A 13,457-nucleotide genomic window follows, 5' to 3' on the forward strand; every position below is an offset into this window, starting at 1 on the left:
CGTCCTTGTTGTGATCCGGCCGGCGGGGGACGGGCTGGCTGCACCGCCTGCGGTCGAAACGCAGTGGAGAACCGAGAGGCGAGAAGAATTTGCTGCGCGAGGAAGCCGCGCAGCGGCGGGGAAATTGTTTTCGCCGGACGGTTGCAGTCACAAAGCCCGAGGCGCAGCCGCGCCACCGCCAGGATTCACAACAAACCAAGGACGCCTTGGGCCGAACCGCTCCGAAAGGCGCTATGGCCGGCTCGGCATCCCCGCACGAAGGCTGCTCCGGTTCGCACCCTGACGCGGGCCAGGTCAACCCCCCGACGACTGGCGGGAACACCTCAGCCGTACCTTGCGGTGCCGGTCTTGAGGCGTGGTGTGGAAGCTCCATAGCGATGCCGGGCGGGTTGTCCGTGAACCGTCCTTCGTGACGTGATGGGCAAGAACCGCCAGCGTTGAGGACGGCACGCTTCTGCACAACCTGCCGCAGCAAGCTCCGGCGTGTTCGCCAGCGCCCTGTCCGTTGCGGCGGGGTGCCGGTCGGGCCGATCCGGCGTAGCCGGTTCGGCTGCATCGAGGGGCGCCAAGCGGTGCGCGGCGGGGATAGCCCGCAGGGCTTTCCCCTGGAGGCAAGCGCAGGCGCGAAGGCGTGAGGGATTGAAGCCGAATGGCCGTGACAGCGAAGTCGGCACGGGGCGCAGCCCGAAAGCCCGGCGGCGCTATGCGCCGACACGCCCAGGCCGTTCTATATTTTCAGGAAGCCATCGAAGACCAGCCCATGCCCCTCCAGCTCCGACACGAAACCCCGGACGACATTGCCGCCATCGAGGCCGTCACGGTTGCGGCCTTCGCCGATGCACCACACACCAGTCACACCGAGCAATTCATCGTGCGTGCCTTGCGCGCAGCCAATGAACTGACGCTTTCCATCGTGGCCGAGGAACATGGGCAGGTCGTCGGCCACGTCGCGCTGTCCCCGTCACGATCACCGATGGCCACCACCCGCAGGCCGAGGACTGGTATGGACTGGGGCCGATCTCCGTCCTGCCGCAACGGCAGGGGCAAGGCATCGGTTCGCGCCTGATGGAACAGGCGTTGTCCGAACTGCGCGCCATGCGGGCCGCAGGTTGCGTGCTGTTGGGAGATCCCGCGTACTACGGGCGCTTTGGCTTTCAGGCCCATGCGGGCCTGCAACTGCCGGGCGTACCGCCCGACTATTTCATGGCGCTGGCCCTGCATGGGCCGTTGCCGGAAGGCATCGCGCACTACAGCGATGCCTTCAACGCCGCCGCGTGAGCCACGGCGAAGGAGGCGGCGTGGCGGTTTGGCCCTGGCCGTTGAAGCCGGGCGCGGCGGGCACCGCCGTGCCCGGTTTTTGCCAGCACGGCAAAAGGCCCCGGCGCGGTCTGCGCCGGGGCCATGCTTCGCGTGGCTACCTCATGCCGCCAGCGTTTCCGCTTCCTCCACTTCCTCCACTTCCTCCGCTTCGGCTTCGGCCTCTGCGTCGGTTTCCTGCGCTGCTTCCTGCTCGCTTGCCTGCACGGCCTCGTCCTCGGCCTTGAGCACGGCGGGCATCCAGCCGGTGCCATTGGCCAGCCGCTCGGCCTCGCTGGCAATGTCGGCCTTCTTGAGCTTGGCCAGCCGGGTGACGTGCGACGGTGCGAACTGATGCACGGCATCCAGAATCCCAGCCTTGGGAATGTGGTTGAAGTAGCCTTCAGCGCTCGGCTGCCACCATGCGGCCATGTCCAGCCCGACCGCTCGCGCCAGTTCCGTGCCGGGCTGGTGCGGTGTGGCGCGGGGCGTTACCACGTCCACGCTGGCGGCCACGCACACGGCCAGCAGCCGCACCAGCTCGCCTTGCTCCATCGCCAGCAGCGCGGCGAACAGTTCGGCGCCGTCCTGCGGCAGCCGTTCGCCCCATGCCTGTTGCAGTTCGCGCAGGGCGACGGCGGCGGACGACTCCGGCCAGTCCGGGGCCATGCCTTCCAGCCGGTTTTGCACTTTCAGGCTCACGCCCAGCGGCAGGTCGTGGCCGTGGCGGCTGTCCTGCAAGACGCTCTGTACCATGCCATGCACCAGCGCGGCCAGCGCCACCTGCGGATGCCGGGCGACTTCGATTTGCAGCGCGGCGGTGCGGTGCGCGCTCAGGCGCTGCGCCAGCCGGTCGGACAGGTTGGCGGCTTGGGGCGGCTCGGCGTCCTCGCCTTCGTCGTCGTGCGCGCCTTCCGCGCCGGTGAAGCCTTGGCGCAGCTTTTCCAGCGTGCGCAGGGCCTTGGCCTCGGCCTCGCGCAGCAGGCCGCGATGAATCACGGCCTCGCCGTCGCGGTCGATGGTGACGATGGCACCGGCTACCGCGAGCACGTCCGGGGCGTAGCGCAGCAAACCGGCCTGCACGGTGTCCAGTTCGTCCGCCAGCCGTTCGCGCTGTTCGTGCAGGGCTTCGGCCTTGTCCTCGTCCTCGGCTTCGTAGGCGTCTTCCAGCGCGGCGTCGGCCTTGTCGATGCGCGCTTGCAGTGAGGCGATGCGCTTGGCCTCGCGGGCGTTCGGCTCGCGCCGCTGACGCGGGGCGTTCTGGAACGCCTGCCGGTCGGCGTGGCTCAGGTGCGACACGGCCTCCACCCATGCCCAGCCCTCGGCGCGCACGTCTCCGGCCTGCGCGTCCAGCTTGTCGCGCACCAGCCGTTCCAGCAGCGCGGCGTCGTTCAGGTAGATGCCGCTGTCGTCCTCGGCGAACAGGTCGCGGCGGGTGCTGCCGCCTGCCGCCGTGTAGGCGTCCAGCCCGGCGAAACGGGCCAGCGGGTGCTGCGCGTCGATTTCGCGTTCGGTCAGGTGCTCGCGCAGCGCGGACGGGCTGCGCTGCCACTGCGGCGCGCCGTAGAACGCGGCTTCCTGCGCGGCATGGTCGTCGGTGATGGCAAGGGCCATCAACTGTTCCAGCGTGACGGTACCGGCGCGGTAGTCGGTCATCAGGCGCGGCGAGACGTTGGCGAGTTTCAGGCGGCGCTGCACCACCAGTGGGGTGACGCTGAAATCGGCGGCAATGTCCTCGATGGGGCGGCCTTCGGCGACCAGCGCGGCGAACGCCTCGAACTGGTCGGCGGGGTGCATGGTCTCGCGCTGCACGTTCTCGGTGAGGCTCGCGGTGCGGGCGCTGCCATCCGCCACCAGCAGGCACGGCACCTTCCAGTCCTTGGCGATGCGCTTCTTCTTCGCCAGCAGCTTCAACGCGGCCAGCCTGCGGCCTCCGGCGACGACTTCGTAATGCTCGCCATCGGCGGCGAGGATGACGACAAGGTTTTGCAGCAGGCCGACACGCGCGACGCTTGCGGCCAGTTCCGGGATGGACATGCGCGGGGCCTTGCGCACGTTGCGCTTGGACTGGCGCGGCAGCAACTGCGACAGCGGGACAAGAATCAGGTTCTTGGCCGGGTCGGCCACTTCCAGCGCGCTGGCGGTGTGGATGGCGAGGGTTTCGGGTTGGGTAATCGCGTTCATGGTGTTACTCCTGACAAAAAGATTTGCTGTTGAAACCGCACACCGGATTCCTAGATTCGGAGCCCGCCTTTCGGCTTTCCGGTGGGGTCGGCGCGGAGACCTGGGCCGGCCTCGTTGCCACCGTCTTTCCTGAGTTCATCGCCCGCGACGGTCAGGAGCGCGTGGACGTGGGCGGTCAAGGATACAAGCGCCGGGTTGGTGCGGCCCGCAGCGCAGCGAGGACACGGCCCGGCGCGCCTTGACGGCACACGGGCGCGGGCTACAGTCGCGGATGAGGTGATGAGCGAGGGAAGACGGCGGTGGTTGGCAACGGCCGCAGATGGCGCCGCCCCCACGCAAGCGAAGCGCGCAGCGCCACAGGCGCGAAGGCCGATCAGGTGTAACCTGTTCGGTGGCTGTCAGGGGCGCCAAGCGAAGCGCGGCGGGGATCGGCTGCAAGCCGTTCCCCTGGAGTGCAAGCACAGCGCGCAGGCCCGCAGGGCCGAAGGACTCGACACCAGGCGCAGCAGAAAAAAAGTGCGCCGCCCCGCAGGGTGACGCACCGGATGTTGGCCGTGCGATCAGCTCGCCGCCGGCGACACCATCGCCTGCAACTGTTCGATCACGCCGGGTTCGACGAACACGCACGGCTGCTCGGCCGCAATCGGCACGTTGAACAGCTCGGTGAACACCTTGCGCTTCAGGTGCGCCAGCCGGCCCGTCCGGTAAGCCTGTTCCGGTTTCACGCGGCCGCCGCCAGCCGGCGAGCCGCTGCGCTCGGGGTCGTATTCGACCAGGGCGACAAAGCCGTCATCGGACAGCTTCTGGTGTTCGGCGCACAGGCCCCAGCCTGTCGTCGTGTAGCGCTCCATGCTCGCGCGCAGGCGCTTGTCGAGCAGGATGCTGCCGGTGTCGTAAGCGGTGCCGCAGACCAGACAGACGCGGCGTTCCATGGAAACATGCGATTTGTCGTTCATGATGACGATCTCCGGTTACTCGGGCGGAATTGCCCGGAACCGTGGCCAGCACGGCGCAGCGCAAGCAGTCAGGGGTCGCAGACGGCCGCCAGGACGCCAGCGCGCAAGGCGCGCGCCGCCCTTGACGGCGAGAACGCCGTGGTACGGTGAAGGGAACAGCAAGACCGCCTTCCCACTTCCAACGAAGGCACGGACAGGCAAGCGTAGCGCGCAGGCCCGCAGGGCCGGAGAGTTCGACGCAGGGCGCAGCAAAAAGGGGCCGAAGCCCCTCGATCACAGCAGGCCCCGTTCGGCGAAGGACACGGTGCCCTCGCTGCCGACGACGATGTGATCCAGCGCGCGAATCTCCACGACAGCCAGCGCCTCTCGGAGCCGCTGGGTGAGCAGCTTGTCGGCCTGGCTCGGCTCGGGATTCCCGCTCGGGTGGTTGTGCGAGAAGATCACCGCCGCCGCGTTGACCCGCAGCGCTTCCTTGACCACTTCGCGCGGATACACCGACGCACTGTCGATGGTGCCGCGAAACAGCTCGATGTACTCGATCAGCCGATGCTTGGTGTCGAGGAACAGCGCCGCGAAGACTTCGTGCTCGAAGCCGGCCAGCTTGGTGCGCAGGTAGTCCTTGACCAGCTCCGGCGACGTGAACAGCGCACCGCGCGGGATCTTCTGGTCGATGATCTGGCGGGCCGCCTCCAGGATCTGGTCAGCGGTGGCCTGCATGTAGCGCCCCTGGTCGTCACGCACCAGCAGCGAGGAATCGAAAGCAATAGAAAGTTGCGACATGATCGTGCTCCGGTTGCTCGGGCGGAATTGCCCGGAACCGGCGCCAGCACGGCGCAGCGCAAGCCGTCACAGGGTCGAAGACGGCCACGGCCGCCAGCGTGCAAGGCACGCGCAGCCCTTGACGGCGAGAACGCCGTGATACGGTGAAGGGAAAAGCAAGACCGCCCACACCCCGCCCACTGCACACACCCGGCTTTCGGCAAGCGGAGCGCGCAGGCCCTCAAGGGCCGAAGGCGTCAGGGATCAAAGCCGGATGGCCGCGATTCGGCACGAAGCGCGGGGCGCAGCCCGCGAGCCCGACGGCGGCACGCCGGGACGCACGGATTCACCCCCTGAATATCCCTGTGGAGTGAACCCCATGCGGCATTTATAGTTGTCTGTCGGCCGGCTGTCGGGTTGCTGTCGTGTTGTCCTTGTTCCTGGCTCCCCATACTTCGTCACGTCTGCTGAAAACGATGGAGCCACCCATGAACGCTACAGAACATGCCCAACAACCCCGCCTGCTGACGCCCACTGAACTGGCCGCGTTCATCAAGTTGTTCCGCGAAATGCGCCAATGGTCGCAGGAGCAGTTGGCCGCGATTTCCGGCCTCAACGTGCGAACGATCCAGCGAGTCGAACAAGGCTTGTCTGCCAGTCTCGATACCCGCCGCGCTCTTGCCCGAGCCTTCGATTTCGAGGACATAGACGCGCTCAACAAGCCGTTCGCCATTCCGTCCGAGGAAGAAGCCAAAGCGGCAAAGGAAAAGTTCGACCGGGAGCACGTCACCCTGACAGCAATTCCGCTGACCACGGGCAAGCAGTTGGCCAAGCTGGCGGAAACCTGCTCGATGGACTTGTCAGAACCGGCTTTCGAGCTGACCCGCGAGGCAGACGAAACATTCGCCATGCTGGTGGACTACCTTCGGGATTACCGGGACTGCGCCGATGCCTACAGCGAAACGCAGAAGTTCGATGTGTACGACGAAATGCAGTTCCACATCGACGCGCTCAAGGCGCTTGGTGTCTCGCTGCGCTACGCCACGCGCAAGGTGCAGGTGACGTGGGGCTCAGATGCAGCGGGCACCAAGCCGATGCCCGTCACGGTGCTGTACGTGGTCGGCTTCCCGCTCGGCGAAGAACCCGAGCAATTCGCAACGCCGAAGTCCGGCGGCATCCGTCTGTAGGGCAAGAACTTCAACGCTCATGCTCAAGGGCGAGTCTTGCCGCGAGACTCCAGTATGAGCCGCGTGCGCTCAAGCTCTTGTTGCAGCAATTCGGCATCCGGCAGCACGGTTCGGTAGTTGGCCGCCATGATCTTGGTGGGCAAGCCCTCCAGGGCGTACCGTGCCAGCGCGTGGCCCTTGTCGGCGCAGAGGATCAGGCCCACGGGCGGATTCTCATCGGGGTACGCCCAGTGCTCCTTGGCATAGTTGCAGTACATGTGCATCTGGCCCACGTCCGCGTGGGTCAGGCTGCCCAGCTTCAAGTCGATGATGACCAGGCAGCGCAGCTTGCGATGGAAGAACAGCAGGTCCACCCGATACCAGGTCTGGTCGATGCGCAACCGGCGCTGCCGCCCCACGAAGGTGAACCCTTCGCCCAGTTCCAGTAGAAAATCCTCCAGCCGCCGGATCAAGGCTTGCTCAAGATCGGACTCCGAATACTCGTCCTTGAGGTCCAGAAACTCCAGTACATAGGGGTCTTTGATCGCGTCGTCGGGTGTGACCACATCCGCTGGCTTGGGCACCGCGCCCTTGGCCAGCATCGCCGCCTTGTCCTTGGACAGCGCGGTGCGCTCGTAGAACTGGCTGCCGATCTGCCGGTCGAGCTGGCGCACGCTCCACCCGCCGCGCAGGGCTTCGGCTTCGTAGAAGCGGCGGGCGTGGTCGTCCTTGACCGACAGCAGCCGGACGTAGGCCGACCACGGCAGCGTGAACACCTGTGCCAGTTCCGAGAGGGCCAATTTCCGAGACACTGTCTCGGAAATCACGGGCCGAGGGTACGCGGCGAAGAAACGCCGCATGTTCTCCAGATTATCCGGGCTGAACCCGCGCCCGAAGCGCGCGGTCAGGTCGGCGGACAGCCGGGCAATCAACTGCTCGCCGTAGCCCGCACGCCGCTTGCCCTGTTGTTCGGCCTCCACGATGCGGCGGCCGATTTCCCAATAGCTGGCCGTCATCAGCGCATTGACGCTGCGGGCCGCCGCCTGGCGTGCAGCGTCGAGCAATTCGACGATACCGCCGTGGATGCCGGCATAACCGGCCGGCAAGGCGGCGGGGCTTTTCCCCGCCGCCGGAAGCGTCTTCTTGCTCATGCCGCTACCTCCTCGGCACGCCGTCCCCCGGTGATGGTCTTGCGCCGGTTCGCCACCAGCTCGGCCGCCTGACGCACCGGGTCATCCTCGGTGTGGACGTAGCGCATGAACATCGCCACGGTCTTGTGCGCGGTGAGCGCCATGCCGACCTTGACCGGGATACCGGAGTTGGCAATGTCGGTGGCCGAGCGGTGGCGAATGCCGTGCGTCCCCACATGCGTCGCACCCGCCGCCTTGAGGACGCGGCTCCAGCCGTTGTAATACTCGCCCGTGGTCAGGTGCTGCCCTGGATGGCTCGGTGACGGCAGGACGTGGGGGCAACCTTCCTGCCGAGGTGCCGTCGAGAGCAGCCGGTGGGCTTCCTCGCTCAAGGGCTTGGACATACCGCCGGTCTTGCTGTCAGGCCAGACCACCCGCCGGTTCTCCAGATCGACCCAATCCCATTGCAGGCCGACGATTTCGGAGCGGCGGCCGGCGAACTCGAACTGCAAGCGGATCGCCAGGGGAATGACGTAGTTCTCCAGCCCCTCCGCCTCCAGCTTGTCGAGTTGGCGGAAGATTCGCCCCATATCCTCGTCGCTGATGAGGTGGGTGGCTTTGCCGTTGGGATACATCGGGACATGGCGGCATGGGTTCGTGCCGTCGGAACGGTAGCCCCACACTTCGGCCAGGTTGAACATCCGACGCATGACGCCGAACGTGCGGTTGGCGTCGGCTGGCTTGTGCGCCATCTTCTTCATCATCCCGGCGATGTCCGGGCGCTTCACGTCCCGGACTTTCAGGCGGCCGATCATCGGGATGATGTTGCGGTCGATGACGCTCTGGTAGCCTTTCTGTGTGCTGGGTTTGTTGCGCTGTTTGGAGTAGTCCTCCATGAACTTCACGCACAGTTCCTTGACCGTCGGCGCCTTGCGCGCTTCGGCCTTGTCCGCTGCCGGATCGCCGCCCCGGCGCACCTGGGCCAGCCATTCCTGCGCCAGCGAACGGGCCTGTTCGACGGTCAGTTCGCCGTACTGGCCCAGCGCGGGCTTGCGACGCTCGCCGGCGTTCGTCCGGTACTGGAGCATGAACACCTTGCGGCCGGCCGGCGTGATCTTGCACAGGAAGCCGGGAACGAGGGTGTCGCGCAGCTCGATGGGCTGCGCCTGGGGTTGTGCCGCATCGACTGCGGACTTGGTGAGTTTGATCTTGGCCATAGCTGACTCCTTGGAAAGACCCGTTTCCAAGTGCCTCTTGGGAGCCAAGCGGTCGGAAGCCGGGTCAAGTTTCGGAAAGCACCGGCATAGGATGAACTCACGTAAGTTCTTGATAAACCTGCCACAACGAGCTGTGGCGTAGTCCAGCGAAGTTCGGTGCTGGAGTCATGCTGAAATAAAAAAACCCGCTTCCTCACGGAAGCGGGTTTTTTCAGGTCGCCGATCAATTACTTGATCTTGGCTTCCTTGTACACCACGTGCTTGCGGACGACCGGATCGTATTTCTTGATCTCGATCTTGTCCGGAGTGGTGCGCTTGTTCTTGTCGGTGGTGTAGAAGTGGCCGGTACCGGCACTCGAAACCAGACGGATCAATTCACGCATGATGTTCTCCCTTAAACCTTGGCGCCAGCGCGACGGATGTCGGCCAGGACGGCATCGATACCGCGCTTGTCGATGATACGCATGCCCTTGGCGGAAACGCGCAGACGCACGAAACGCTTCTCGGATTCAACCCAGAAACGGTGGTGCTGCAGGTTCGGCAGGAAACGACGACGGGTTTTGTTGTTTGCGTGGGAAATGTTGTTCCCGGTTACCGGACCCTTACCGGTAACTTGACAGACTCTCGACATGCCTCAGCCCTCTAAAACCACATGCCCAACCCGGCATGGGTTGGCCGCTTAATCTCTCAGTCTATGGCGCTAGGCGCCGTGTTTCCGGGGGTCTTATCGACCGGATCCGCTTGCGCGACAGACCGTGCCCCTAGAAAAGAGCGCTGCTTTATACCAGAAAGACTCGGCCACAACAACAGAAGATACATATCCTGATAGGGCCGAGCGCGCCCGGCCAGCATAGCGACAAGCCCCGCGCGCTGTCGACCGCTCGTCGCCGTGCCAGTGAAAAAGAGGGTGGTCATTTGACGATGCGCACACTAGGGTAGGACGTTTCCGACTGCATAGATAGACAAATGGGCCATCTGGCCAGCCAAGGAGCCACCATGCGTGCCGCCGCCCTTTCGTTGTTGTTCACTTCCCTGTTCGCCGTCGGCCTCGCCCAGGCAGCACCGCTTGCCGTCTGTACCGAGGCCAGCCCCGAAGGTTTCGACGTGGTCCAGTACAACTCGTTGACCACTACCAATGCCTCGGCGGATGTGCTGATGAACCGCCTGGTGGAGTTCGACGCCAGCCAGGGCAAGGTGGTGCCCAGCCTGGCCGAAAGCTGGACAGTGTCCGATGACGGCACGGTCTATGACTTCAAGCTACGCAGCGGCGTGAAGTTCCATTCCACGAGCGGGTTCAAGCCCAGCCGCAAGCTAGATGCCGACGACGTGCTGTTCAGCTTCCAACGCATGCTCTACCCCGCTCATGCCTGGCACAAGACGGCCCCGGGCGGCTACCCGCATGCCCAGTCGCTGCAGCTGGGCAACCTGATCAAGCTGATCGAGGCGCCGGAGCCGCACACCGTACGCTTCACCCTGACCCACCCGGACGCCACCTTCCTGGCCACCCTGAGCATGGGCTTCGCCTCGATCTACTCCGCCGAGTACGCCGACAAGTTGCTCAAGGCCGGCACGCCGGAGAAGCTCAACAGCCAACCAGTGGGCACCGGGCCGTTCGTGTTCCAGCGTTTCCAGAAGGACGCCGTGGTGCGCTACCGCGCCAACCCCGACTACTTCGCCGGCAAGCCGGCCATCGACCCGCTGATCTACGCCATCACGCCGGACGCCAACGTGCGCCTGCAGAAGCTCAAGCGTGGCGAATGCCAGGTGGCGCTGTCGCCCAAGCCGCTGGATATCGCCGAAGCCGGCAAGGACGGCAGCCTCAAGGTGGCCTCGACCCCGGCCTTCATGACTGCCTTCGTCGCCCTCAACAGCCAGCATCCGCCACTCGACAAGCCCGAGGTACGCCAGGCGATCAACCTCGCCTTCGACAAGCCCGCCTACCTCAAGGCAGTGTTCGAGGGCACCGCCACTGCGGCCAACGGTCCCTACCCACCCAACACCTGGAGCTACGCCAAGGACTTGCCCGGCTACGCCCTCGACCTGAAAAAAGCCAAGGCCCTGCTGGCCAAGGCTGGGTTGGCGGACGGCTTCGCCACGACGATCTGGACCCGCCCTTCGGGCAGCCTGCTCAACCCAAACCCGAGCCTGGGCGCACAGATGCTCCAGGCAGACCTTGCGAAGATCGGTATCAAGGCCGAGATCCGCGTCATCGAGTGGGGCGAGCTGATCCGCCGCGCCAAAGCTGGCGAGCATGACCTGCTGTTCATGGGCTGGGCGGGTGACAATGGCGACCCGGACAACTTCCTCAGCCCGCAGTTTTCCTGCGCGGCGGTGAAGTCGGGAACCAACTTCGCGCGTTTTTGCGACAACCGCCTGGACCAGTTGATCAGCGCCGGACGCACCACCAACGACCAGAGCGTGCGCAGCCGCCTGTACCAGCAGGCCCAGACGCTGATCCACCAGCAGGCCCTATGGCTGCCGCTGGCCCATCCGACTGCGGCGACCTTGCTGCGCCAGGGTGTGGAGGGTTATCAAGTGAGCCCGTTCGGACGGCTGGATTTGAGCAAGGTCTCCGTCAATCGCTAAAGCCCTGTAGGAGCGGCCTTGCGCCGCGAAAGGACCGCAACGCGCCCCCTGGGCTCTACTGCCCACCACGAGGCAAGGGGCTGCTGCGCAGCCCTTTCGCGGCACAAGGCCGCTCCTACAAGATGGTGAAGGCCTGGGGATAGCTAGGTTACGAGCCACCCCTGCTCCAGCATCGACAGCGGCTCCCCGTCGCCAATGATGATGTGATCCAGCACCTGCACATCGATCAACGCCAGCCCCCGCTTCAGCGAAGCCGTCAGGTGCACGTCATCCTGGCTCGGCTCGCTGTTGCCCGAAGGATGGTTGTGGCACAAGATCAACGCCGCCGCATTGTGCCGCAATGCGCGGCGCACCACTTCCCGGGGGTAGACGCTCGCCCTGTCGATCGTGCCGCGAAACAGGACCTCGAACGCAATCGGCCTGTGCTTGGTATCCAGAAACAGGCAACCGAATACCTCGCTGGCCTCATGGCGCAGCATGGATTTCAGGTAGCGCCGCACAGTCGCCGGACTCTCCAGGGCCGGCTCACGCTCGATGGACTCATCCAGATAACGCCGGCCAATCTCCAACAAGGCCTGCAATTGCGCGTACCTCACCGGGCCCAGGCCAGGCTCGCCGAGAATGGCCGCTCGATCAGCCTCCAGAAACGGCCTGAGGCCGCCAAAACGGACCAATAGGCCACGCGCCAGGTCCAATACATTGCGCCCTGCGACCCCGGACCCCAGCAACACTGCAAGCAGCTCGGCATCGGATAGCACGGCGGCACCGCGCTGCAACAGTTTCTCCCGCGGCCGTTCGTCCGCCGGCCACTCCCTGATGTTCATACCCCTCCTTGCGTGCTACTGCGGCCCGTTTCGGCCCTGTGTTAATCTATCCCGCTCCGTAGATGCGACGTTCTGCCGCAGGCAGTTGTCGTCGCCGCCCGCTTTCACTGGAAAAAGGCAAGCCTATGCAGCGGCTGTATCGCAAGCGCATCGTTCTCGGCGTGGGTGGCGGCATCGCCGCCTACAAGAGCGCCGAGCTGATTCGCCGACTCCTGGAACACGGCGCGCAGGTGCGCGTCGTCATGACCCGGGGTGGTGCCGAGTTCATCACCCCGCTGACCCTGCAGGCGCTGTCCGGCCACCCGGTGCACATGGATCTGCTCGACCCTGCGGCCGAAGCGGCCATGGGGCACATCGAACTGGCCAAGTGGGCCGACCTGGTATTGATCGCCCCAGCCACGGCCGACCTCATGGCACGCCTGGCCCAAGGCATGGCCGACGACCTGCTGACCACCCTGGTGCTGGCTACCGATGCCACCGTGGCCGTCGCCCCGGCGATGAACCAGGCCATGTGGCGCGACCCGGCCACCCAGGCCAACCTCGACCTGCTCAAAAGCCGCGGTATCCAGGTGTTCGGCCCCGCCTCCGGCAGCCAGGCCTGCGGCGACGTGGGCCTGGGTCGCATGCTCGAGGCCACGGACCTTGCCTGGTGCGCCGCCGAGAGCTTCAAGCGCCAGGCACTGACCGGCAAGCATGTACTGATCACCGCCGGCCCCACCCAGGAAAACATCGACCCGGTGCGCTACATCACCAATCATAGCTCCGGGAAGATGGGCTTCGCCCTGGCCGAGGCGGCCGCCGAAGCCGGGGCTCGGGTGACCCTCGTCACCGGCCCTGTACACCTGCCGACCCCCGACCGGGTCAACCGGATCGACGTGGTCAGCGCGCGGGACATGCTCGCGGCGTGCGAGGCGGCCATGCCGTGCGACCTGTTCATCGCCTCGGCTGCGGTCGCGGACTACCGCCCGGAAGTCGTCGCCCCGCAAAAGCTCAAGAAAGATCCTACGACCGGTGACGGCATGCTGCTGCAGATGGTGCGCAATCCGGATATCCTTGCGACTATCGCCGGCCGTACCGACCGCCCGTTCAGCGTCGGCTTCGCCGCCGAGACCGAACACTTGCTCGATTACGCCACGCGCAAGCTCAAGGACAAGAACCTCGACCTGATCGTCGCCAATGATGTGGCCAACCCCAGCATCGGCTTCAACAGCGAGGAAAACGCCCTGACCGTGATCGACCGGCAGCAGCACCAGACCCTCTTCGCGCAGACCAGCAAGGGCAAGATCGCCCGCCAGCTGGTCGCCTTCATCGCCGAACGGCTCAACCAGGTTCAATAAGT

The 13,457-nt window shown here is 65.4% G+C and carries 11 protein-coding genes and 1 pseudogene; 4 read left to right on the forward strand and 8 right to left on the reverse strand.

The annotated features are described in order from the left end of the window. Nucleotides 1–760: 760 nt before the first annotated feature. A pseudogene (locus IRZ56_RS09375) lies at nt 761–1,278 on the forward strand (GNAT family N-acetyltransferase). A gap of 141 nt (nt 1,279–1,419) precedes the next feature. Here IRZ56_RS09375 and IRZ56_RS09380 read toward each other — a convergent pair. From IRZ56_RS09380 to radC (IRZ56_RS09390), 3 genes are all read right to left on the reverse strand, one after another. Beyond that, nucleotides 1,420–3,480 (reverse strand): ParB/RepB/Spo0J family partition protein, encoded by a 2,061-nt coding sequence (locus tag IRZ56_RS09380; RefSeq protein ID WP_196144705.1) that lies wholly within the window; start codon nt 3,478–3,480, stop codon nt 1,420–1,422. 560 nt (nt 3,481–4,040) lie between these two features. Next, a complete protein-coding gene (locus IRZ56_RS09385; RefSeq protein ID WP_196144706.1) occupies nt 4,041–4,436 on the reverse strand; it encodes an ATPase in 396 nt (131 codons plus the stop codon). Nucleotides 4,437–4,709: 273 nt separating this feature from the next. After that, nucleotides 4,710–5,216, reverse strand: a complete 507-nt coding sequence (radC, locus tag IRZ56_RS09390) for a RadC family protein (protein WP_196144707.1) — start codon at nt 5,214–5,216, stop codon at nt 4,710–4,712. Nucleotides 5,217–5,683: 467 nt separating this feature from the next. Between radC (IRZ56_RS09390) and IRZ56_RS09395 the strand changes: the two genes are divergently transcribed. Then, nucleotides 5,684–6,382, forward strand: coding sequence for a helix-turn-helix domain-containing protein (locus tag IRZ56_RS09395; RefSeq protein WP_196144708.1), 699 nt, complete (start codon nt 5,684–5,686; stop codon nt 6,380–6,382). 23 nt (nt 6,383–6,405) lie between these two features. Here IRZ56_RS09395 and IRZ56_RS09400 read toward each other — a convergent pair whose 3' ends face one another. The 4 genes from IRZ56_RS09400 to rpmB all read right to left on the reverse strand — a co-directional run bounded on the left by IRZ56_RS09400 (nt 6,406) and on the right by rpmB (nt 9,339). Next, nucleotides 6,406–7,512, reverse strand: a complete 1,107-nt coding sequence (locus IRZ56_RS09400; protein WP_196144709.1) for a PDDEXK nuclease domain-containing protein — start codon at nt 7,510–7,512, stop codon at nt 6,406–6,408. Further along, nucleotides 7,509–8,708 (reverse strand): tyrosine-type recombinase/integrase, encoded by a 1,200-nt coding sequence (locus IRZ56_RS09405; protein ID WP_196144710.1) that lies wholly within the window; start codon nt 8,706–8,708, stop codon nt 7,509–7,511. Before IRZ56_RS09405 ends, IRZ56_RS09400 begins: the two co-directional genes overlap by 4 nt. Nucleotides 8,709–8,935: 227 nt before the next feature. Continuing rightward, nucleotides 8,936–9,091: a 50S ribosomal protein L33 gene (gene rpmG, locus IRZ56_RS09410; protein WP_003253507.1), complete on the reverse strand. Its 156-nt coding sequence runs from the start codon at nt 9,089–9,091 to the stop codon at nt 8,936–8,938. Nucleotides 9,092–9,102: 11 nt separating this feature from the next. Beyond that, on the reverse strand, nt 9,103–9,339 hold the full coding sequence (gene rpmB, locus IRZ56_RS09415; RefSeq protein ID WP_043212989.1) for a 50S ribosomal protein L28: 237 nt from the start codon (nt 9,337–9,339) through the stop codon (nt 9,103–9,105). 365 nt (nt 9,340–9,704) lie between these two features. Between rpmB and IRZ56_RS09420 the strand changes: the two genes are divergently transcribed. Next, nucleotides 9,705–11,294 carry an ABC transporter substrate-binding protein gene (locus tag IRZ56_RS09420; protein ID WP_196144711.1) on the forward strand — a complete coding sequence of 530 codons (1,590 nt, stop codon included), beginning with the start codon at nt 9,705–9,707 and terminating at the stop codon, nt 11,292–11,294. 143 nt (nt 11,295–11,437) lie between these two features. Here the strand turns inward: IRZ56_RS09420 and radC (IRZ56_RS09425) are convergent, their stop codons facing one another. After that, nucleotides 11,438–12,118, reverse strand: a complete 681-nt coding sequence (gene radC / locus IRZ56_RS09425; protein ID WP_196144712.1) for a RadC family protein — start codon at nt 12,116–12,118, stop codon at nt 11,438–11,440. Between the two features lie 125 nt (nt 12,119–12,243). On the opposite strand from radC (IRZ56_RS09425), the gene coaBC reads away from it, so the two are divergent. Further along, complete coding sequence (coaBC, locus tag IRZ56_RS09430) at nt 12,244–13,455, forward strand: bifunctional phosphopantothenoylcysteine decarboxylase/phosphopantothenate--cysteine ligase CoaBC (RefSeq protein WP_196144713.1); 1,212 nt, start codon at nt 12,244–12,246, stop codon at nt 13,453–13,455. Nucleotides 13,456–13,457: the final 2 nt, after the last annotated feature.

It is taken from the genome of Pseudomonas guariconensis, assembly GCF_015680235.1.
GTDB classification, from domain to species: domain Bacteria; phylum Pseudomonadota; class Gammaproteobacteria; order Pseudomonadales; family Pseudomonadaceae; genus Aquipseudomonas; species Aquipseudomonas guariconensis_A.